Consider the following 24,203-nt stretch of genomic DNA (forward strand, 5'->3'; position numbering starts at 1 on the left):
CTTTTTTATTCTGCTTTCATTTTTGTTTTTAATCCGTCCGATTCTTCCACTATCATCTTCATTGGTACACGCAAAAATACAGGTCTGTAATAGTTTACATTTTCGAACACACGCGAAGTCTTCAAGGAATTAACATTATAGCTTATTAACAATTCCCCGTTTTTAATATACTGCGGATGCGCCATTGCATTGTAAGTAATAATATCGCTATCTTTTTCAAATTCTTTCGTGCGATAAATCATCTGTTTATTTTTCCAGGGTCCATAGGAATTTTCAGATGTGTAGGTATAGATTTCTCCCGCTCCGATTCCACGCTGCTGAGATAGTAAAACGTACGCATCTTGATATTTAAACACTGAAAACTGTTCAGAAATATTACTGGTTATCCCTTTCATCGGCTCAGTTGTAACTGGATCAGAATTCCATGTAGAACCATCAAAGAACTGCACATTTTTCAAATCGAGCATTTTATCATCAGTTAAAGTAGTGCGGCAAACATGAGCCTTACAAATGTTATCTTCTTCAGCACAACTACCATAAATATAAATGTAGTTATCTTCATCCAACACTGCATGCCCCCAGTGAACATTATTTTGAAGAGTGTATTTAAACGGCTCAACCGATTTTTTTTCAAACTCCGGCCACGAATACCGGAAATAGTCAGTGCTTAGAAATTCAAATCCCCACATTCCCGTTCCGGGAATCCAAAATCTCGACATAAAAAAATGAAACACACTATCTCGCACAAAACCATGTCCCGGCCAGTAAAATTTTCCAGGATCATTTTCGGGAATGACAAACGATTCCGGATCAACATATTGTCCTTTAAACAGTGTTTTAGCATCTGTTTGTTCAGGATTTACCACAATGAAAGTATTGTTTATCATTTTGGTTGTGGAGTCCCGCTGGTTGTTTTTTACTTCGTCCAGAAAACTGTCACCCATCATAAAAACGGAACTTCCATCCTGCAAAGGCACGGAAATGGAACCATCGGCTCCTGTTGCACCTTCAGAATCCCTATGAAACAACTTGTTGAATTGTTCATCAACCGTTACTTTCAGTTCTTTTGTTTCTGTTTTTTCCTGCTTTTTATTTTGACATGCACTGCTAATAATTATTAGTGCAATTAAAATGATATTTTTGATTTTTTTCATTTGCTCATTTTTTTGAAAAACGAATGAAAATCCATCTACTTAAAAGATATGTTGATGAAATTCTTCATTGATTCTGATTATTTTCTTCCCCATTTTATGTTGGGTTTATCACCCAAAATCAGATTTAATTCTCCGCCGTTGGCAAAATCTTCATGACTAAACCAGAAAGTATTCAGCGGCTCTCCGTTAAAAAATGCCTCCTGGATATACACATTTTCGTTAGAGTTATTCGCCGTTTCAATTACGAAAGATTTTCCGGAATAATACCGTTGATCCAGTTCGATAGTGATTTTATCAAATATCGGACTGGTGATATCATAAACCGGTTCTGTATTTACATTTCCCTGCAGGCTAAAAAGTCCTATTGCCATCAATGCACTAACTCCACCCATCTGTCCCTGGTCTTCATCGTGGCCGCCATAACCAAGGTCGGGAGTTGTTCCTCCGTACGCTTGTTCTTTCACTCTTCGAACCCAATATTGTGTGAGCCATGGTTTCCCGGCGTAGTTAAAAACGTGGGCATTGGAACAACCTGGTTGGTTTGCGTAACTTACATAACCATCGTTGTATGCAAATACAAAATCGCTGGGCTCGGCCATTTCAAATGCATGGTTGAGTTTGCTGCAAAGCGTGTCATTCCCGCCCATTAGCTCAGCAAGATCAGAAATATCGTGCGAAACGGCCCATGTTGCCTGCCAGGCATTGGCTTCAACCCAACCTGCACCGGAAAGGGGATCGTTATGGATAAAATTTCCGTTTTCATCTTTTGGAAACAAGAGTTTTTGCCGGGGATTAAATAGTTTTTTCCAGCCATTTGATCTACCAATAAAAAATCGATAATCTTTAGTTTTCCCAAGTTTTAGAGCCATTTGAGCGGCTGCAAAATCCTGAAACGCCGCTTCGATGGTTATCCCTGCATTCCCTGGCCAGAAACCATTCTTTGTATAAAATTCAATTTCATCGCTGTCACCAAGCATACCACCGGGCAACAGATTTTGCTTTACCATTTCAAATGCTTTTTCCGACTCTTTTTTGGTAAGTACATTCTTCATGAACGCACTTGCAATCATATTCGTAGCCGGACTGCTGGTCATAATATAAGAATAACCTCCTCCGCAAGGCCCACGTGGCAATAAATAACCATTCTCGGCATATTGAATCATTGAAGCACTCATCTCGTCCAGCAATTCAGGCCACGCCAACCCCCATAAAACATTCAGGTTCCATTGGGTGAGCCAGAGTGCATCAGTATTGTACATGTTGAATTTCAGATCGCCATTTTCATCTTTAGGCAGCGTTTTTATTTTCAGGACAGCGTCGGTAAATGTTCCATCCCGCGCGCCAGATGTACGGTCGGGGTAATCGCCGTTAACATCGTTTATTTTTTGACGCCCAAGCAATACATGCCATAAATCAGTGTAGAATTTTACTTGTTGATTGCGAGTCCCACCTTCCACCTTTATTTTTCCGAGTATGTCGTTCCAGATATCCCGCGACTTATTTCGCACACCATCAAAATCCCAACCGCTGCATTCAGCTTCCAGGTTTTCCCTGGCATTTTCGATGGAAGTGTACGAAACTGCGATTTTCATTTGCACCTCGTCGCCCGGTTTTACATCAAACATAGCAGCTACTCCCGTGTCGTCTCCAGTTATTTCAGTAATGTCATCAAATCGCTCGTCTCCGGTCCAGCCGTTGAGTTCATTAAATGGCTTATCAAATTGAGCAATAAAATATATCGATACATTTTTAGGACCTCCCCAGAACCTGTCTGTCGAATTAAATGAGCCCACAAATTCGTGATTGTTTATCTTTTTTACCGATGCGTCTTCCATCGCACTGTTTCCTACATACCCTCCAAGATTTGTCAGGATTTGTGCTTTCATATTTTCGGTGAAACGAAACCGGTGAAACGTTACACGGTCTGTTGCCGTCAGCTCAACCCAGGTTTTGTAATCCCGCAGGAAAACACGCTGGTAGCCCGGCTGCACAATTTCATCATCATGTGAAAATTTCGATTTCCATCCTTGTTTTCCTAATCGAGGATCAACGTCAGAAGTAGTTGGCATTACTTCTATTCCGGAAATCATCCAGGTGTGTATTTGCGGAAAACTTAAAATTTCAGTCTCATTGTAATTATAACCGCCTCCGTTTTGATTTTTGTTTCGTGTCATTGGTGCCGTTCCCACCATCCCGAACGGTCGTGCTCCCGGAACAAAAAAGAAATAACGGCCCCGGTTGGTTTCAATATACGGATCCACTTTTGAAACGTAATCAGGCAACTGTGGAAAAGCCGGGAAAACTTCAATCTCCGAAAAACCAAGGTCTTTCCCTTTGCCGTCGGTCGTTATGAATTTTACCCATTCAATGGTTTTGGGAGCAAAAGAAACCGCTTTGGCTGTTCCGTTATTGGGAATCTGATTTACCCAAACAACGCTTCCGTCGCTGAAAACCAGCTTCCCGCCAGCAATGTGTTCATTCATCGAAGGACTGTCGTACAGTACTACTTTATCAATTACCTGAGATTCGGGCCATGTTAGCTGAATCCAGGGGAAACGTACATATCCCCAACTTGTTGTGACACCTTCACAAGCCCATTCGCCAATTCCTGAAATCCCAATTTTTCCGTCAACAATATTTTTTGCATCGAAATTTTGATTCAAAATTGTTGATGCTGTAATTTCTGCTTTTGGTGCAATGTTGTCAGGACCGGCAACTAAATTCAGCCCAAATAGTAAAAGAACAAGTGTATAATATAGTCTGCGTATCATTTTCATCTGAGTTTGATTTTTACATTTGTTTTTTGAATCGGTTTAAAATGAATTCTTCTATCAATTTTTATCAATCTTGATACCTTTCAATCGTAGTGTTTTGAATCCAAACTGCGGAAGGGAAATTTCTGTTGTAAATTGTCTGTCAGATTCTATTTGAACACCTACTTCCGAAATAAAATTTCCATTCAAATCTACTTGCTCAACTCTTTTTGCCATGCAATTCCATTTAATTTTCTGCGGTTTATTATCAGAAGAAGAATTATAAAAACGTACAATTAAATCTTCATCTTCTATCGTCATTGATGAAACCTCAAGATTTTCATCCATTATTTCAAAAAATGATTCTTTCATTGTATTTGTTGAACCATCAGCAAATTTTGCTATTAAAGGTTCATTCCATTGGCTGCTTGCTTCCTGAACCAATCCTTTTTCCCAATCTCCTTTGTGTGGCAACAATGCGTAATTCATTTTTGTGGGTCCATGAATTCTGTAATTACGTCCCCATAGTGCTTTCCCTACATACTGAACTGTCAGGCCTAAAGGTAATTCATCGGTCTGAAGGTAGCTCGTTGTATGATCTGAAAACAGTGCCACACCGTAATCTTTTGAAGGATCGGTTACATCTACCCAGTTCACAATCACATTGTGTTTGATACTGTCCCAGGAAGAATAGAGCGTATTGTCGAGTTCACTTTCACACACATCGAACGGTGCGTTTTTGAAAAGTCTTTCCCCAAGATTATTCAATGAAAATTCCAGGTGGAGTTTGTACTTATCATTGTAAAAAGCCTTGGCCCGATCTTCTGCCTCGTAATTCTCGCTGTTGTCATAAGCGCCTATTCCGGGTTGTCCGTTCCAATCGATTTGTAAGGAAAAATCAATACGGGAATTGTTTTTATTAAATGTGACCAACTGAATGTAATTGTTCTCAGCAATTCTATTTTCAATTTTAATTTTAGTAAATAATTGCCCGTCTTCGACAATGGAAACCGTTGCAATATTTTCTGAACCCTGATGAAACTTTCCTTCATCATAAAAAAAGCCCTTCAAATTATTGAGCAATTTTCCTTTTTCAACCAATTGGCGGTTTCCATTTTTCTTATCTATCAGGCTTGTAATTGATCCGCCCTGCGAAGGACTGATAGTGGCTTTATAGAAGTCTGTTTCAATTTGCAGAATTTCATCTGAAAACTTTTCAGAAAACTTGTCATGCGATTTTTCAGAATCGTTTTTCAATCTGAAAGTAGAAAATCCAAGTCCGGGCACAGTTGCTTCAAAGCACAGGATCGAGTTACCATTTGAATCTATTGTAACTTGGGAAGGGACAATTTCTCCATCAGAATTATAAATTGTTAAAATATCTGCATTGAATCCTTCGGGTAATAACAATTCAGCTTGTTCTGTTCGTGTTGAACCATGCGTATTGTAAACACGAATATATTCTGTGCCTTCTGCATTCCCTTCTCTATTGAACATTCTGGAAATTTTTTCCTCGGCAATCCGATTTGTTGAATTTGTCCAGCGGGTAACTTTATCGGCCCATGTATTTCCTGGTCTTCCGTTGTAAGGAACAATCCAGCAGTCGTGGTGCTGGGCAAGCATCAGCGTTCGCCATGCTTCTGCAAGATCTTCTTCGGGCCAGGGTGCCTTATTATATAGAAAATCCAGGGTAGCCATTTTTTCAGCCATAATTATCTTGTTCTCACTTACTCTAACTTCCTGGGCAATTTTTTGAAGTACTTGTGATCCCCAAACCAATCCGGGTTTTACATCTTCCAGCGAGAACCTCCAGTCGGTAGGTTCTACCTTGTCTTCAATCATTTCAAAATAGTCAGTCCAGATAGTATAAGTGGTTGGTTCATATTCATTATTCCACGGACCGCCGTCCCAACCTGCATCCTGGAAACACATTCCCACCGGGTATTTCACGCCGTAATTAAAACACTTTTCAATAAATTCATCTGAATTAGTCCAGGATTCTGTTTGCCAGGTAGATTCGTCTGAAAGATCTTCGCATCCATATCTGGGAACGGAAACCAAAGAAGTTCCGTCCGGCCCAATCCAGTTTACCAAATCTTTATTAAACCCACTGGTATATCCGCCCCAGCAAGTATTTGGATTCCGAATTACTGCATATTTGAAATTAAAGCCTTTCAGAATTTGCGGCAGACTGCTTGTAAAACAGGGTTCCTCAACCGAATAGGTTTCAAAAGTTGCACTCGGAAAATATTCTTCTATTTTATCCATTCCATAATCAAACTGACGGATAATACTCTCTCCCGAAATATTGTAACAATAAGGTTGTGCCCACGCCGGATTGACAAATTCAACTCTTCCAAACCTGCCTTTTGTCTCGTAATACTTTTGAAATGCTTTAAAATTCTCCGCATCTTTTACGCTAACGGTATCCCAGGTTTCCGGTTCAATTTCGAGGTTGATTGCCCACCCGGGATTTTCTGTTAGCTTTTCCACCATAAAACGAGCCTGCCACATTGGATAATGCCCATACACGCCACCATGATAACCATCGGCAAACCATGCTTTTTGTGCCTGTGATACAAACGGAATGACCATCATCATCAGAATGCCAGTCAAAAAATGCAGGAAATTCTTTATTTTATTTTTCATGGTGTGCAATTTTTTATTAATCCATTCTTATTAGCTCGATTTTACGTTCTACTGGTGTATTTATTTCATAAATGGTTTTTACAATTTCATTCATGTAGTTTTGCCACACGTTGCGGACTTCCGGATAACGCGCTTTGGTAAAGTTATCATAGCTCATTCTTAAAAAAGCGTCGTGTGGCACGTGGAATTTCAATGTATCCATTGCTTCCTGGTTATCGGCAAACAATAATCCTTTTTCTCTGAAGAAAGAGTATTCCATCCAGTAATAATCGCGAAAACGTTTTTCAACCTCGAAACGCTCTTCGTTTAAAAACATTATTTTTAGTGCTTGCTGGTATTGCGGAGTGTTGGTCAACAGCGCCATATTTATTCCCGATTCCAATTCTTCTGATGGAAATTCAGCGATTGATTCCTGATCGATTTTCAAGTGATAAAGCCCTTTCTCCAGATTTGAAACCTTCAAAATTTCCTGGTTGAATTCTTTTGTAAACGGAACCAGTTCAAGTGCGTCACGTTGCGATCTTTTATTGCCCCAACCGAGCCGGGGAACCGTGTCAACAGGATAAGGCAATGCATTGGCCAGGTAACTAAATTCCAGCTTATTTCCGCTCTTTTTAAGATTTGAAACTTTACAATTTTCCGTATAAACGGTTTCCGGGTTTAAAACGTCGATGCCAATTTCGGCTACTTTTTTACCAGCCAATCCCTGTGCTTTCAAAAAAAGGTAGGCCATCACCATCTGACCATCGTTATCAGGATGAATACGATCTACACCGCACAACGAAAAAGCTGGATCTCTTTCCTGTTCACGTTGATTGATCTTCACCATCGGACGATTAAAATCTATAAATCCCCACCCGTTTTTCTTTGCCGAAGCCTGCTGAAAATCGTTTATTCGCAACAATGCTTCATTCTTTTCGGGAAGAATAAAATCATTCATTGTAGAAGTTTCATCATAAGGAGAACTTCCTAAAATAATAATATCCACTCCTTCTGCATCCTGCAAGCGATTTTCAATTTCCTGGTAACTTTCAAATGACTTTTTAATTTGTTGCTCCGCTAATTCTGCTGCATTTTTTTCGAGAAAAATGTTGTAACCGGTATCATTCATACCAAAAGTCAATACAACAGAAGAGGGATTTCTTTTGAAAATATCATGTTCCATGCGTTTCATTATATCCCACGCTGTTTCTCCTCCGATTCCTGCATTTATAATTTTGATGGGTTGATCCGGGAAACGGGTCATGTAGTAGAGCCAAATGAACGAATGGTAATGCCCACCGTGAGTTATACTGTTACCGACAAAAACAATACGCTCGTCTTTTTCAAACCGATTAACTGTTGGTTGGGCATTCACAAAAACAAACAGTATGCAGCCAATTGTGAATAATATGAGTTTTTTGAAAATCATTTTTAATTATTGAGAAGTTACGATTTCATCGCAAAATCGACAATTCATTGTGTAATGAAGTAGCTTTTCGATATGAACCAGAAAGAAACCTATGTCCATTATTCAGGTCGCGACAAGCAAATAACTGCAATCGTTATGAGAGGCAACGAAAGCCAAATGGAAACAACAAACTTGTTTTTTTTAAAACATTTTAAAAGAATGGCACCTAACCACCTAAAGCCTTTGATGCCATTCTTTTATCAGATAAAATTGATTTAGGTTACCCCACTGTATCTAATTACAAGTTTCAGTTATCAAAAAGTCGCCTCCAGACGGATCTTTAACTATGATACTTTTATCTTCATTTGTGAAATAAAAATAAGCTTCATCAATTACTGCATCATCAGGTAAATCGAAAAAGTCTTTTGGGTATATATACTTCTGCCAGGTTGTTTCGCCAACCTTCTCCATCAGGGTTTTATCGCTTATCACATCTACAATTGCAGAGTCAGTGCCATTTGCATAAATTGCCTTTCCGTACATATAAACTTTGTCGGCACCTTTAAGTTCGGTCTCTACCGGGCCGGCTTCAGTCTGAAAGTTGATGGAAAAAATGTCTCCCCAACCATAACTTGCAGGCAATGTTGAAACCAAACTCACAGAAGTATAATCTATCATGGCGTTTGAACCTCCGGTCACTGTCAAAACTTTAGACTTTGCATTTTCCGTGAAATACTCTTCGTGGAAACCTCGGTTTTTCCCGCAAAAGAAGTATCCCATGAACAGTTTAATGTTTTGACTTCCGGTAGTCAGTTTGATATCTACATCAGCATTAATCAATGTTTCGTCTTCATCTGTAATAATAAATGTAGTTTGAGATTCAAAAACAACCCACTCTACCGGTCCCAGATTGCCCAATAATCCAAATTCACTTTGGATGGCAGCAGACCAGGGTAATGCTGTTGTTGGCTCCACGTCTGACTCAGAAACCAGAGTCAATGGTTCATTAACAACATCACCTTTTGTGTATCCTGTGGTTGTAAAAGTTAATTCAGCATTTTCTGCAATATTCCAGCTTTGTGGAGCCAGTACAGCAAAAACCATTTTAGTATTGTCATCGTTCTCCGGCTCCAGTTTAACCTTAACACCAATTTCAATTTCGCTGTTCACCTGAGGATCTTCCGGGTGCGTTATACTCTCAATTGTCATACACATTACAATCGCCAACGGTAAAATGAGAATAATCAGCCAGTTTTTATATTTGCTATAGTTTTTCATTTTTCAATTCTTTAAAAGATTAAACTTAATCGATGTTAACAAAAGTGTACTTATAACTTAATGAGCCACAGTCTAATTGAAATGGCATGATAAATTCTCCATTCTGATAATAGGCCACCACATTGTCAGTACCTTTAATTCGCAGTTCGTTTGGCATCACATCGTAATCGAGCTCACATTCAGCATCAATTTGAGAGCCTGCGTCAAAACCAAATGGAGAAAACGGAACATCGCCGTTTGAATAGGTTAAGCTGGTTATTTCACCATCATTATAATGCAAGGTAAATCCTACAGTACTGAAAAAGTCCAGTTTTTCAGAAATATCGAGTCCGTTTATGTTCATCGGATCATATTGCATCACCTGCCTGATTTCGTATTCGATGTCATAATCTTGAGGAAAATCGGCAGACATTTGATTGGATATTTCTTCTTCGCATCCGAAGAAGAGAAAAGCAATCAATAATATTGGAATAAATAATTTATAATTTTTCATGATTGAATGTTTTAAAATTTAGCTACTAAACTTTGCATTTTAAAAGTTTTTAATTCTCTAATATATCGGCAATTTCTATCCATAAAAACCGGGGACGGTAAGTAGATACATCTTCGTGCTGTGCCACAAAATCTTCGTTATTGACATTGTAGCTTATCAGTATCATACCATCCTTTTCGAATTGAGGATGTGCCATTGCATTGTAAGTAAACAAACCGGGTTGGTCCTTTTCCTGGATTTGATAAACAAGCTGCTTATTGTACCAGGGACCTTGCGGACTATCGGAAATGAACGTGTAGATTTCTCCTGAATTAAACTGTTTCTCCTGGCTAAGCAGCACATATTTCCCGTTTAACTTGAAAACATTAAATTGTGAAGAAATGGCCACACTCGAAAGCCCTTCCATTATTACTGCATCATCTGAATTTGAGCTCCAGCCTGAACCATCGAAATACTCCCAGTTTGTATATAGGTCATCAATTGTAGTTCTTGCAACCAACGCATCAGATATTGGGTCCCATCCGTTATCGACATTTTTCTGCGCGTAGATGTAAATATAATCATCATCATTTAAGGCAGCCATCCCAAAACTAATATCGGATGAGCCTTCGAACGGGATACGCGTTGTTTTCTCGAGTTCAATATTCGGCAAATTATATTGCAGAATATCTGTGGTTTCGTACCTAAATCCCCACATTCCTTCTTCTCCCTGGTACATGAGCGTTTGAAAGATGTATAATTTATCATCTTCAACAAAACCATGCCCGGGCCAGTACCATTTCTGGTGTTCGTTAGTTACACCCGGAGGTACTGCAGCAGAAGATTTTTCTCCGTTAGCCCCATAGATGGCGCTAACCTCACCTTCGTCGTACAAAATGTATGTATTCCGAAACATGTGGTCAGACATTGAACGAGCGCCGTTTGTAACTGGTCCGATGAAGGAATCACCCATCAAAAATATAGATCGGCCATCCGGCAAAGCAATGGAATAGGTACCGTCTCCGCCTGTAACACTCCCCCGGTCGGGAACAAGCGTGCTGGCAAACACAGTATCCAAGCCATCTATTTCAACATTGGTGTTTATTGTTTCTACCGGTTCGGTGCTACTACTCATCAGGGAAATTGTAATTGGGACCAACTGATTATAGGGAATATGCGTTAAAAAGCAACTATTCTCATTTTTATCAACCTCCACACTGTTATTAGAATTATCCTGTGAGATGTGATAATAATCAAAGTCTATTTCGTCATTTACGAGTTCCCATGAAAAAAATACAGTGTCTGCATTCGACGAATAATCGACCGTCATCACAGTTCCTCCATTTTCTCCAAAAATATTAGGTCTCAAATTCGTACCATCGTCCTTCTCTTCGCAGGATGTTAGTATCGATATTATCAAACCTAATAGAACCATTTGTATCATATATAATTTCATTAAATAACCACTCCTTTTATTTGTTTTGAACTCTTTTGAAACAATCTGATAATCATTCAGCTAAAACGTTTCAAAAGATTAATTCCTTGTAAGATTTGGATTTAAACGTTTTTCTCTCAACGGGTACGGGAATAACAAATCTTCTTCTTCAAACGGATGTCCTTCAGGATGAAGAGGTGAGGTATAACCAATCATATTGATAATTTCACCAGTTGTTACGTTAAAGGCCTTTTTTGTTCTAAGCATATCAAACCAGGTTTGCCCTTCAAAACAAATTTCCCAGAAACGCTCTTTCAGCACATCATTTACCGATAATAAATTTGGTTTTCCTTCATCCGGATTTGCCCTGCTCCTTACAGCATAATAAGCGTCGATCGCTTCTGCATTGTTTGTAGAACCGCCATCAATTTGAGCTTTGCTTTCAGCTAACATTAACAATACATCAGCATACGTTAAAAGCGGATAATTTCTACCTGAATTCCCTGATACAGAAGCTGCTTCATCCCAAAATTTATATATGTAGGGACGTCCGAGATCTACAATTGTACCCGGGTCATCCAATGCCTCGTGTTGGGTATAATAATATCCCTTTTCCTCTGTTCTTTTATCTCCTTCGGCATAAGAATCATAAAAAGCCTGTGCAGGAGCTAACGCACCACCATAAGCGCCGGCTGCAGAAATCGGATCTTCAGGTTCAGGATAAGGTAACATATTTGAATGTACAGGAGAACCAGCATATTGACTTTGACGCTGAATCATCCAAATATACTCGCCTGTATTTTCATTTGCAGGATTTCTTTGAGCCGCATAACTGTCGAACAGATAAAACTGGTTACTTGCTACCACGGCCCTGGCTTGATCAAATGCTTTTTGATAATACTCGGTACCTTTTTGCAATGGATACCCGGCCATTGTCAGGTACACTTTTGCTAAAAGAGTTTTAACTGCGCCTTTAGCGACGCGGCCTTCAACACTTGCCCAGGAATTGTTTACCATTAACGAATCTGCTGTTAGAAGGTCTTTTTCAATCTGACTGTAAACAGCATCAATGGAGGATAACTCCTGTTCAACCTCAGAAAGGTTTTTTGTACTGGAAAGCTTTAACGGAACTTCACCAAATAACCTGACCAGGTTAAAATAGTTATAGGCTCGGAAAAAATATACCTCGCCCCAAAGCTTGTTTTTCCTGTCGTCACTAATAATTTCAGGAGAAACACCCTGTATTCCCCCTAAAACACTGTTGCAGTTTTCTATTGCTTTGTAGTGCGTTTCCCAAATTGCCTCGATATAGTTATTGTCTTCCTTAATATTCAGATTTATTGCCTGGTTTAATGCATCAAAGCTACCGGAATACGGGCGAACGCCATAACCTGGCAAATATTCTAAAAACAGATAAGTCTGTGATCCAAGTTCAATCATCCCTGAAAAACGGTTATCAAGGAAAGTATACAGGCCATTAACAGCTGCATTTATTTGCGCTTCGGACTGAAAGTAAAAATCTGGTGATAAAAATGTTTTCGGTTCTTCTTCAAGGAACTTTTCACATGAAGAAAAGGTAACAAGAAAAGCTACCACCCAACTTATTTTTATAATATATCTTTTCATAACTTACTTAATTTTAAAATGTTACTTTAAGGTTCGCAGAAACTGTAGTAGGCCTCGGATAAGAGTAAAAATCAATACCCTGACCAGTATCTGTCGAGAACGCTCCAATTTCGGGATCAAATCCCGGATAGCTTGAAAATACATGTGCATTCTCGACGTTGATTCCAATTGCGAGTTTTTTAACAAAATTGACCTTGTTCAAAATTTGTGATCCTAAATTATAAGTCAACGCAATGTTTCGAATACGCAAAAAATCAGCATCATAAAGCATACGACTGTCCTTTTCGTTTTCACCAAAATAAACATCAGAAGGCAACCGAACTGCTGCAATCATAGAGTTCTGATTTTCGGGTCGCCATGCATCGAGAACCGATGCTACCGAGTTACCATAAATCTGCCGGTTTTCGAGCATCGTCACAGAAATACCCATATTTTTGGCGCCATAACGATAATTCAAATCAACCATGAGGGACAATCCTTTGTAGCGAAATGTATTAACCATATTCACATCACCTTTAGGCAAACCATTACCCATAATCTTGCGGTCGTTATCATTAATAACACCGTCTCCGTCAACATCTTCGTATTTTATATCTCCAGGCTTTTTCCCGTAAACAGCTGCTTCTTTCACTTCGTCGAGTCCCCATGTGCCTAACCTGTTGAACACAAAATAAGAGGCCCATTCTTCTCCTTCTCTTGCAATCGTATTGTTACCTGTATCAATTGTTTCTCCATTAATATCTTCAACGATTAATTTATTGGTAGAGAAAATAAAGTCGGTTGACCAAGTAAAATTCCTTTGGACAACATTTCGGGAAGACAATGTAAGTTCAAAGCCTGTGTTCACAATTTCACCAAGATTTGTCCAGGTGTTCGAGTACCCTGTTAAATATGGAACTTGTTTTGAGAACAATAGATCTTGAGTAGATTTATAATAATAATCCATCAATAATTCGATTCGATTATTATAAAAACCGAGATCCATTCCCACGTTCAATTGTTTTGAAGTTTCCCATTTCAGGTCCTCATTTCCGAGGTTGCCGAGAACAACATAAGGCTGTAAAGTTTTATTGAATACTGCTGTGTTGTTCGAATAAGAAGAAATCGTTCTGTAATTCGGGATGGAAGCATTTCCAACCGCACCATAGCTTACTCTCAACTTCATATTATTGACAACGCGTTTAGCTGGCTCAAAGAAATTCTCCTCTGAAATGCGCCAGGCGGCTGATGCTGATGGAAAGTATCCATATTTATTATTGTCTCCAAAATTGGAGGCGCCATCTGCCCTGAATGTAAAGCCTAAAAGGTATTTATCATTAAAACTGTGATTCATCCTAAAATAAAATGAATTAATTGTATTCTGATTCATTCCTGACGAAGGTTGGTGATATGTAGTCCCGGCTCCAAGGTTGTAGTACTCAAAATAATCATCGAAATAATCTTCAGAACCTGCAGAAGCACTTTCAGAACGATAATAGTACCAACTGGCCCCTAACACAAATTGCGATTTTAGCAAATCACTAAAAAAGCTGTTGCTGTATGTAAAGTAATCTTCATTTGACCATCTTCTTCTAATTTGATTGTAGATGTCAGCATAACCATTATTCGTTTCACTTACATCTAATAATCCTGCACTTGCATAATTAATATTTCTTGCATTCGTGGTTTGCATATCACCTTTTGCTGTGAAATTCAGGTTTTCACTTAACTTTAGGGTTGTAATCAAATTGAATACTGAAAAATTTTCGTCCCAGATTTTTTTCTGCTCCCGTAGCAAAAGAATTGGGTTTTCGGCTGTCTCCCCCAATGAGTAATCATTTTTTCGTCCCCAGGTTCCGTCTTCGTATTTTACCGGAACAATTGGAGGCATTTCAAGCATATTTCGCACGGGTCCCTGCCCGAAACCGCCTTCCATATCATTTCTTTCATGAGAACCGGCGGTAACAACAGCTTGAACATTCAGCCATTCCTTAATATCGCTTTGCACATTCACGGTTCCCGTAAAACGTTCAGAATAGGTATATTTTACCAACCCCTGGTAATCCTGAAAACCGATGCTCGCATAAACTGATGTTTTTTCGTTGCCCGATGAAAAAGAAAGGGCATGGTTATTTGTAATGGCGTTTTGTGTTATTGCATCCTGCCAGTCGGTATCATATTTGGGAGAAGCGATTAAATATCCGTTATCATCTCTCAAAAAATTTCCTGATGCATCTTTTGAATAATAAAAAAGATTCTCCATCGGATTCTGCAGGTGTGGCATTACTTTTCCACTGTATGCGTAGGCGCGTTTTTGAATCTCCATAAAACCTTCCGCGTCGAGCACATCTACTTTGCGATTTAGAAAACCTACACCAACTTTTCCGTTGTAGGTTACCGAACCTTCATCATTTTTGCCGGTTTTGGTAGTTATAATCACCACTCCGTTAGAACCTTGCGCCCCGTACATAGCTGTGGCAGCAGCATCTTTTAATACATCAATACTTTCAACATTTTCCGGATTGATAATTTGTGGATCAACACCTACAACTCCGTCCATTACATAAATTGGTTCGCTGTCGGCATTGATGGAGCCCATTCCCCGAATTCTTATTGAGGAGCCTCCTCCCGGTTTTCCGGAGAACGAAACGTTTCTGACACCGGCAACTTTCCCCGCCATGCTTTCCATAACATTGAATGCCGCAGTTCTCTCTACAATTTCTTCACTTTCAATTGAGCTAACAGAAGCTGTAAGGTCTCGCTTTGTTATAGTTCCATACCCGATAGCAACAACTTCCTCAATGCCAATTGCATCCGTTTCCATTGTCACATTGAAGTTGGTTTTATCTCCTATGACAATTTCTTCTGTTTTCATCCCCACAAAAGAAAATTGAAGAATTTCAGCATCGCCTGGGAGAGTTAAAGAAAAATTACCATCCCCATTCGTTACTGTCCCTACGGTGGTTCCTTTTACAATAACGGTTACTCCAGGTAAAGGCTGACCGGAAGAATCGGTCACTTTCCCTGTAACAGTATTTTGTTGCTGGACCACAGTTGGAGAACTGGCATTCTTATTGACCTTCTCAATAAGAATTAAATTGTTATTTACCTCGGTAAATGCATACGGAAGATCAGTGAAAGCCTGGTTCAGAATGTCGCCAATTGTTTTATTTTCAACAATTACCGAGACTTTTTGATTGACATCCACATCGTCGTTGTTGTAAAAAAAACGATACTGGCTTTGCTCTTCAATCTGTATAAACAGTTCACGGAGAGTAGAATTTTCAGCTTTTATGTCCATCTTCGTTGTTTGTGACCAAACAGATGCTGAAACACTAAAGGTGAAAATCAAAATCAAGAACCCTGTTAATTTCATAGTTAGAAGTAATTTTTTCATCACCTTCCCCGAATAATCAGGTAGGTGGATTTGATTAATTTTCATACATTTGAATGTTTTAAAATGTTAAACTTCGGTTTAAATTTATGAAAGGGGAAGTGTACGAGACTTCCCTTTTTTAATTGTTATTACTTGTTAATGATATTCCATATTCTGAGTTTTTAATTTTATTAATTTAGTTATTCTTCTTCGTGAAAAAAGTCACCCTGTTTCCATCGATTTCGTAATCGACTGAACGCGCAAGACTGAAATAAGACATTACTTCAAGAATGCTTTCTCTTTCCAGAATACCGGTATATCTTTTTTCTCCTACAGCTTCGTCGGCCAGCACGATATCTACATCAAACCAGCGTTCGAGTTTTAGTTCAAGTTCGTTTAAAGATTCGTTCCTGAAAACCAACCTTCCTTCTTTCCATTCTGTTTCAGGAGCTGTATCTGAAAGTTCATACAAGGCCATTTTATCTGTTTCATTGTTGTAAACCAGTTTTTGACCCGGGCTGATAACTGTTCGGTTACTGGGTCCGATAATTTTTACACTCCCTTTGATAAGCGTTGTCGCTATCTGGTTCTCATCCGGATACGCTTTCAGGTTAAATTCTGTTCCGAGTACTTCAACATCAATCTTTCCGCTTTTCACTCTGAATGGATTATCCGTGTCTTTTGTTACTGAGAAATAAGCTTCACCTTCCAGAAACACTTCTCTTTTACCTTTTGTGAAATTATTGTTGAATGTTAACTTACTTCCAGAGTTTAGCCAGACCTGGGAACTGTCTGGTAAAAAAATCATTGATTTATCTCCTAACTGACATGTCACTGTCGAATAGGTATCTTCAATATGATTATTTTTCTTCCCAATAAAATAGCTAAAAGGGATTGCTACAACTAAAAGAAAAATAGCTGCATATTTCAGGGCATTATATATAAATGTTCTTTTCTGATTAACTTCTTTTGGTGTATGTATTTTATTCCGAAAATATTGAAGTGCATTCTCCAGTTCGTAATTGTCTGAATTATTAATTGTTCCTGAAGCTAACCAGATATCTTTTAACTCGTCATAAAGTCTTTTGTTTTCCGGCGATTGACGCAACCAATCCCTGACAATGCTTTTATCGTCAGGGTTGGCTTCGCCTATGAACAATCGGATTACCGATCTTTGAATATTTTCTTTGATATCCATTATAAGTTGTATTCAATACTATGATGCAGATTTTGGAAAAACCCTGTATCAAAAATTATTTTTTTACTGATTAATTGAAGATTTTAGTGCCGAAAATACCAGTAGAGTTTCTATTTCAGCGACTTGAATAGAATAAAAAAAAGAAAATCAGGAATTGAATTTTTTAATTCTTCCCGCAGTTTAAGCAAAGCTTTTGACAGGTGCATCTCAACCGTTTTTACAGACAGCCCCATAATCTCACCAATTTCTTTGTTTTTCTTTCCTTCAAAACGTTTCAACTTAAACGCTTCCTGTTGTTTGGGTGGTAATTTATCAATTGCAGATTCGATTTTTATGTAAACGTCTTCTTTAAGCAAACTTTGTTGCGAAAGCTCACCTTCAGAAAAGGAAAACCCAAAGTTCTCAGTTGCATCATCACTAAAAAAAGCTTCTAACTTCTTTTCTTTCTCAAGTGTCCTTAGGTAGTACATCGAATTATTAAAAGTCGCTTTAAAGAGGTATGATTTTATTGAGGTTTTGATTTTAATTATTTTTCTGTTCTCCCAAAGATGAAAAAAAACATCAGATACAATTTCTTCTGCAATATCTTTTCTACCTACGTATTTCCGGGAGTAAGCGCAAAGAAATACATAATACTCCTTAAAAAGTTGAATATATGCACTTTCTTCTCCTTTGACAAGGTCTTTGATTATTTTTTTCTCATTTACGCTCATAGCTAAATTATACATCAAATATATTAATAAGAATGCATTATCCTTACTAATTCAAATGAAGAGACTGTTTTGATTTTGAATAAAAAATATTATAGTATAATTAACACCAAGATACTTGTGATTTAAAAAAGTGATTATCAACCAATTATGTAATATTGGATTTTCTTTGCACTAAAATAACGACACAAATTTGTGTACATTGAAAATTTACTCCAGTGATTTAACCGATAACCAGTGGCAAGTATCCTTTATCATTTTGCTTTTTTACATTTCACCTTCAGCGGGGCCGATAAAAGGGTAGCGATTGAATTTGCTTTTTTGAGATGCTATTGGCATTGTAGCGTCCTGTATTATTAAAAAGAACAGAAATTCCAATCCAAAAATCAGTATAGAGACCAACGGCATCCACTCGTTCTCCGGCTTTGTTGTAGTTGTGGACAACATCAAGAAAGTCGTAATTCACCAGGTTAAGGTTGATGGCAGCCATTAGTTTAACTTTTGCGGTTAATGATAACCTTAACCCGGGGCTCACATTATATACAGCTGTTGACATAACGGCATCCTTGTAATCTTCCACTCTTTTTCCAAAAATGAAATTATCCTCTCTGCCATCGTTGTATCTCAATTCCGATTTGTATTGCAACAGCCCCACTCCTGCCCTAACAAACGGCAATAACAAAAAATCTCTTTGTCCCCAAAATCCGTTAAACTGAACAAAAGCCCTGCTGCTTAACAGCCTGTTCCGGTAAAACACCGGATCGGAAAATGGAGGCGTAAATGAAGAATGATTGCCAAATGCAGAAAAATCAGGAGAGTCTGTCTTCCCTCTCAGGATCGTGGACCCAAATTCGACTCCCGATTCCCAATTTCGGGAGAGCTGTTTGGAGATTTCAATACCATAACTTAAACCAGCCTGGTTGTTGAATTCACTTGTGGGCCCTTCACTACTAAGTTCAGTAATTAACTGCGATGGCCCTGATTTGACAGTCACCTGCAGGTCAGAAAGAAAACCATACAGGTGGTCGTCTGACTGAGCAGAAACAGAAGGCCACCCCGTAAAAAGTAAGCTAAGGGCAAGGAAAAAATTAAAAAAAAATTTCTGGTACATGGTTTCATCATCTTCGGTTGCACAAAATAAATTATACTTTTTTGAATACCAACAATAATTCAACCGGAGTTTTCATAAAAAAAATTCATGTCAGTTCCGGCATTCCGCATTCATACTAAATTTCCAAAAAACGTTCTACACCCCCAACGGGCTACATACTAAACGCCGGCACCAAAAAAAAATTGCGGCAACAGGAAGTCCTGCGCCGCAAAATTTTGGTTCAATAATCTAATTTATTGCCTGTTGGCTCTCCTTAATTATTCAGGAAGGCTTGAAAATACTCCGGCCTTTGGTTTTTGTTTTTCCCTTCTTCTGATTGCTGTCAGTATCGTGGCCGTAGCCATAACCGTAGCCATAACCGTAGCCATAACCGTAGCCATAACCCCGGTTACTTTTGGTACGGTAAACATTGTTCACAATAATCCCCAACTCTTCAATCTGGTGACTTTCCAGTTCTTCCAGGATATCTTTAAGTGGTTTTTTGGGTGTGGATTTATGGCGCACAATAAAAACAGCCGCATCAAACATATCTCGCAGCAGAAAAAAATCAGCCACCATACCTACGGGCGGGGTATCGACAATAACCACATCGTACTGTTTTTTCAACTGATCAATAAGGCCTGACAGATTTTTATCGGTAAGCATTTGTAACGGATTGGGCGGATGCGGCCCAGCCGGGATTACTTTTAGACGGGGATGTTTTGTTTTGTGGGTTATCTCTTCCAGGGTGGCCTTGCCCAAAATATAATCCACTACATTTTTTTCAATTTTCAATCCAATATCCTCGTTAATTCTCGATTTCCGCAGGTCAAGGTCCAAAATCACAGCTGTTTTGTTGGAAAGGGCAACCGACGAAGCAATGTTAATGGCGTTGTAAGTTTTTCCTTCGGAGGGGAAAGAAGAGGTTACCGCAATCACCGCATGTTCTTTTCCCTTGGTGATAAGCTCCAGTTTGGTACGGATTGCACTATACGGTTCGCTGGCCGGTGAGTTGGGTTTATCGAGCACCAATGTGTGGCTTTCAGACTCTTTCCGGTTATTGAACACATGCCCGATAATGGGATAATCGGTGAGTGCCTCCACATCATCTTTCGATAAAATTTTAGTATTTAACAGGTCGAGCAAAATAATAATTCCGGTGGGGAACGCCAGCGCCAGGAGCAACGCCAATGCATAAATTTTTCTCTTTTGGGGTTCCACCGGTCCGGTTCCGGCCATTTTGGCTTCTTCTATCATCTGGCTGTCGGGAATATTAGAAGCTTTGGCAATTTGCGCTTCCGAAAGTTTCTGCATTAAAAATATATAGGTCTCATTGTTCAGCTTATACTTTCGTTCAATATTCACATAATTCCGTTCAGTGGCCGGCAACCGCCTGACCTGGGCTTCAAACTGCCGGATGCGCTGGTTCAGGTTTTCAAGGGCCATGTCCGACTGCGAAATGATGTTGTCAACATTCTCCCGCAATGAATTCTTCACACTCGCGATTTGGGCATTTAACCTGACTATGGTAGGGTGTTCTGAGTTTTGGCGTATGGAAGTCTGGCTTAATCGTTCATTGATCAAATCGTTGAGTTGCAGAATCAAATTATTCAGCAGGGGGTCTTCGATTCCCATGGCCGAAGGAGCGATAACGGTTTCCAGCTCCCGGCTTGCCGTAGTATTTATGTAATCTCTGAGGTAGTGGTAATATTTATTCTGGGTCTCCATGGCAATGCGCTCCTGGTCGAGCTCACGCATACGTTCGAGCAGTTGCTCCGACTGTGCAGAAATATTCACTATCTGGTGTTCACTCTGGAAATCCTCCATCCGGCTCTCCGACACACTGAGCGAATCGGAGATACTGGCCAGTTGTGAGTTGATGAACTGTATGGTCCGGTTGGCATTTTCATTCTTCTTCTCCAGGTTGTCCAGCTGGTACACCTCTGTTAACTTATTCAAAAAAGCCATTCCTTTCCTGACATTACGATCGCGGAGGGTGAGGTCCAGGATTGTAGTTTCATCGCTTTTAAGTGCCACTTCCAATTGATTCTGGTACTGCCTGATTAACTCCTGCGGTGAATGAAACCGAAATTTAAACTCGTTATCAGATTCGGGATTGAAATGTTCATTCAGTAAAATTTTAAAAGCAAATTCATCGGTAGAAATACGAGTACCGGGTGTAGCCTCTTCTGAATAGGAATAGCTGTCCAGTTCATCCAGCACGGTTTTATCTTTATAGTTAAAGACCATCACTTCATCCTCTTCTTCAATTTTCAGTTCCAGCTTCCCGTCAGGTTGAATGGTCAGGTAAAAATCAGCATTAATAATTTGCGGGTGATCCTCTTCCCAAACTACCATGAACGGAACATCCTGGTAGCGTTCGGTAGCTGCAAAACGGCCAATGGAATAATAGTTAACCGAAAAATCCAGTTCATCGAGCGTTCGCGAAACAATTGGTGTTGAAGACAACACGGCTATCTGGTTGTGGATGTTGCGCATGCTGTTCATCATGCCAAGCCCCAGGAAAATATTTTCCGAATTGGCACCTCCACTCCCCAGGGGTGAACCGGATTTTCCTTCCTCCACCAGCATCGACGATTTTATTTCGTAAACAGAGGTAGTGTATTGTACGTACAACCAGGCCAGGGCACCTGCAACTATCACAGCTACCACATACCAGTACCAGTTACGGAAACATTTAAACAAAGTCTTTTTTGAAATCAGGCTTTCCTCTTCCAGCTGCCCGTAAAAATTGAGGATATCTTTATCGTTTTGTTGTTTTTTCATTTCCCAAAAAGATTTAAGATGAGTAATCCGATAGAAATTACTGATGCGGTAATGCTAAGCGGTGCTGAATAAGGAAGGTTTTTGGCACCATATACTTTGGTGCTGTGTTCCACATACACAATATCGCGGGGCAGCACGTAATAATAGGGTGAATAGATTACCTCAGGGTTGGTCAAATCCAGTTCGGCCACGTGCTTCCCGTCGGGCAGTTCCCGTATCAGTTTCACGTTTAACCGGTTTCCGTAATCAGTGATATCGCCGGCAGCGCCCAGTGCTTCGAAAATGGTGAGCTGGTTTTTCACCATCAGCTTCTGACCGGGTTGCTGTACCTCGCCCAACACGGTAATGTTGCGGTTTACCAGCTTCACAAATACCGAGGCACTCTCGAGGTAGTTATCTACTTCCGACTGGATAATATCGCGCACTTCAGAAACCGTTTTCCCTTCCACCTGAATATTGCCCAGTTCCGGGTAAGAGATGTACCCGTCATCATCTACCAGGTAGGTTATCAGCTCCAGGCTGCTGGTTGAGCTGCCGAAACTACCCGATGTCCGGCCTGTATTTAACAGGTTAAGAAATGCCACATTGGCGGGGTTATCGCTGATTACCTGGATGAATAGCTGGTCGCTGGGCCTTATCCGGTATTCTTCAGGAAGCGGGCCGTTTTCGTATGTTTTTCCGGTTTCAATCCCGTTCATGTAAATCAGTTCCTGTAAAGGGGTACTGCACGATGACAGGAGTAACATCGCGATGATTATTACTAAAATATTTTTCATATGTTCCATACTTAATAATTGTTGTAAACATGTGTTTTGCTTAAAAGTTCTGAGAAACATCCATATCCCCAAGAAGTAGCACTTCTTTTTTCCGGGGTAGCAAGATCGGTATTTTTTTTCAATATTAAAATTTTTGCATCAGGCATTTGCAGGGTAAATGTGCAACAGCTTGTATTTTTCACGTAGCGAAAGGTTTTTCCTCCAAGCTGAAAGCTCACTTCAACATCAATAAATATTTCATTGTGAGCCAATTACATGACCGTTATGTTTTAAAAAAAATTCACCAACGGTGTCGCTGAAAGCAACACCGCCGGGTTGGAATATCTTCTTCGTGGAATTCGTGCAATTAGTGGACCGTTCTTCTTTAGCCACGCTTGTCCCTATGGGGAATTACACCGATGACACGAATAGTTATATATTGGAACCTCACATGCGCCGCAATTACGGGCATTGTTCATGGGTGCTAATACCTGAAAAATTGTTGGGGGTGCGGTAAATACCGACAGTGCTGGGAGCGATGTGGACGATTTACTCCGACTCATACGTTATCCTGTCTTTTTGTTCTTTTGTTCCTCCTTTGGAGTCTGCCGTAGGCATTCCTTTGGAGCTAAGGACAAAACAGGCACATATTACGCCGAAGCCGCATAGCGATTCCTATGGAAGCATCCCTACGGGACAAATGTGCGACAATGGTAAAATAATATTATTCAGATAATGTTGGAAGATAGGAATTGATACGTTCAATAAAATCAATCATGTCTTTCTGCATATCTTGAACATCTGTTTTTGAAAACGATATAAACGGAGCGTAATCCCCATCGCTTCTGTTTTTGTATGCATCTCTGATTATTTTTCCGTACTTCACTTCAATTTTCTGAGTTTTAATAAAAGTTTGGTTAAACCAACCGATTAACTGCGAGTGTTTTGAGGAGCTAAATTCAAATTTTAAAGCCAACGCAGTTAAACAGTAAAAAATGCCATAATAAATTCTGTTAACTGCCACATTCAGTAAATCCATTTCAATTAATTTACTTACCTCCCCAATGGTTTGCTTAGCCTGGTCAAGTCTGTATTGAATAAGAATTTCGCGGTCGTGATTATTTATCATGCATGTAACCCTTCTTTTAATGCATTCTTAAAAACAGGATGTTTACCTCGTATGCTGTTTTTTAGTTCGAATTCAGAAATAACCTGTGTGTCAAGAAATATATTGTACTTCAGATCAAAATCGTAACATAAATCGTTGATTGCTTTTTGAATCTTACGGTCATAGTTAATATTGAGAACAATCAACACATCGTAGTCGGAGTTTTTGGTTGCCTGCCCTTTTACTCTCGAACCAAAAATTACCACATCCGAAACAATATTATTCAATGATTTATTCAGATGTTGTTTTATTTCTTTTGCCAACTGTTTAGAACCAATCATATTGTTTTCAATACTTCGTTAAATAATTAAGCGGCAATAGTGCCATAATATATAAGTTCATTGACATGGTTTCGATTTTTAGCAGAGTATGCATTCACACCG

The 24,203-nt window shown here is 39.4% G+C and carries 16 protein-coding genes; all 16 read right to left on the bottom strand.

Annotated features, from left to right (window positions below; translation table 11 throughout):
* Positions 1-5: 5 nt before the first annotated feature.
* On the bottom strand, positions 6-1,154 hold the full coding sequence (locus tag BUC07_RS17860) for a DUF4185 domain-containing protein (protein ID WP_073172965.1): 1,149 nt from the start codon (positions 1,152-1,154) through the stop codon (positions 6-8).
* A gap of 77 nt (positions 1,155-1,231) precedes the next feature.
* The gene (locus BUC07_RS17865) at positions 1,232-3,925 is read right to left on the bottom strand and encodes a GH92 family glycosyl hydrolase (protein WP_217652731.1); all 2,694 of its coding nucleotides are present in this window, start codon (positions 3,923-3,925) and stop codon (positions 1,232-1,234) included.
* 60 nt (positions 3,926-3,985) lie between these two features.
* Entirely contained in the window at positions 3,986-6,556 is a 2,571-nt protein-coding gene (locus tag BUC07_RS17870) for a glycoside hydrolase family 38 C-terminal domain-containing protein (RefSeq protein ID WP_073172972.1), read from the bottom strand.
* Between the two features lie 16 nt (positions 6,557-6,572).
* A complete protein-coding gene (locus BUC07_RS17875; RefSeq protein WP_073172976.1) occupies positions 6,573-7,967 on the bottom strand; it encodes an SGNH/GDSL hydrolase family protein in 1,395 nt (464 codons plus the stop codon).
* 273 nt (positions 7,968-8,240) lie between these two features.
* Complete coding sequence (locus tag BUC07_RS17885) at positions 8,241-9,224, bottom strand: DUF4961 domain-containing protein (protein ID WP_073172983.1); 984 nt, start codon at positions 9,222-9,224, stop codon at positions 8,241-8,243.
* A gap of 25 nt (positions 9,225-9,249) precedes the next feature.
* Positions 9,250-9,717, bottom strand: coding sequence for a hypothetical protein (locus BUC07_RS17890; protein ID WP_073172987.1), 468 nt, complete (start codon positions 9,715-9,717; stop codon positions 9,250-9,252).
* A 49-nt stretch (positions 9,718-9,766) separates the two neighbouring features.
* Positions 9,767-11,140 (bottom strand): DUF4185 domain-containing protein, encoded by a 1,374-nt coding sequence (locus BUC07_RS17895; protein ID WP_217652732.1) that lies wholly within the window; start codon positions 11,138-11,140, stop codon positions 9,767-9,769.
* A gap of 90 nt (positions 11,141-11,230) precedes the next feature.
* The gene (locus tag BUC07_RS17900) at positions 11,231-12,757 is read right to left on the bottom strand and encodes a RagB/SusD family nutrient uptake outer membrane protein (RefSeq protein WP_073172993.1); all 1,527 of its coding nucleotides are present in this window, start codon (positions 12,755-12,757) and stop codon (positions 11,231-11,233) included.
* 13 nt (positions 12,758-12,770) lie between these two features.
* Entirely contained in the window at positions 12,771-16,037 is a 3,267-nt protein-coding gene (locus BUC07_RS17905; RefSeq protein WP_083578334.1) for a TonB-dependent receptor, read from the bottom strand.
* Positions 16,038-16,308: 271 nt separating this feature from the next.
* Positions 16,309-17,310 (bottom strand): FecR family protein, encoded by a 1,002-nt coding sequence (locus BUC07_RS17910; protein WP_073172998.1) that lies wholly within the window; start codon positions 17,308-17,310, stop codon positions 16,309-16,311.
* Between the two features lie 110 nt (positions 17,311-17,420).
* Positions 17,421-18,038 carry an RNA polymerase sigma-70 factor gene (locus BUC07_RS17915; protein ID WP_139279643.1) on the bottom strand — a complete coding sequence of 206 codons (618 nt, stop codon included), beginning with the start codon at positions 18,036-18,038 and terminating at the stop codon, positions 17,421-17,423.
* Positions 18,039-18,300: 262 nt separating this feature from the next.
* Positions 18,301-19,131: a hypothetical protein gene (locus BUC07_RS17920; RefSeq protein ID WP_073173004.1), complete on the bottom strand. Its 831-nt coding sequence runs from the start codon at positions 19,129-19,131 to the stop codon at positions 18,301-18,303.
* A gap of 261 nt (positions 19,132-19,392) precedes the next feature.
* The gene (locus BUC07_RS17925) at positions 19,393-21,897 is read right to left on the bottom strand and encodes a GumC family protein (protein ID WP_073173007.1); all 2,505 of its coding nucleotides are present in this window, start codon (positions 21,895-21,897) and stop codon (positions 19,393-19,395) included.
* On the bottom strand, positions 21,894-22,682 hold the full coding sequence (locus BUC07_RS17930; RefSeq protein WP_073173010.1) for a polysaccharide biosynthesis/export family protein: 789 nt from the start codon (positions 22,680-22,682) through the stop codon (positions 21,894-21,896). Before BUC07_RS17930 ends, BUC07_RS17925 begins: the two co-directional genes overlap by 4 nt.
* Positions 22,683-23,376: 694 nt before the next feature.
* Positions 23,377-23,781, bottom strand: a complete 405-nt coding sequence (locus BUC07_RS17940) for a HEPN domain-containing protein (protein WP_073173017.1) — start codon at positions 23,779-23,781, stop codon at positions 23,377-23,379.
* Positions 23,778-24,101 carry a nucleotidyltransferase domain-containing protein gene (locus BUC07_RS17945; protein ID WP_073173020.1) on the bottom strand — a complete coding sequence of 108 codons (324 nt, stop codon included), beginning with the start codon at positions 24,099-24,101 and terminating at the stop codon, positions 23,778-23,780. Before BUC07_RS17945 ends, BUC07_RS17940 begins: the two co-directional genes overlap by 4 nt.
* Positions 24,102-24,203: the final 102 nt, after the last annotated feature.

The organism is Tangfeifania diversioriginum (assembly GCF_900141875.1).
Taxonomy (GTDB): domain Bacteria; phylum Bacteroidota; class Bacteroidia; order Bacteroidales; family Prolixibacteraceae; genus Tangfeifania; species Tangfeifania diversioriginum.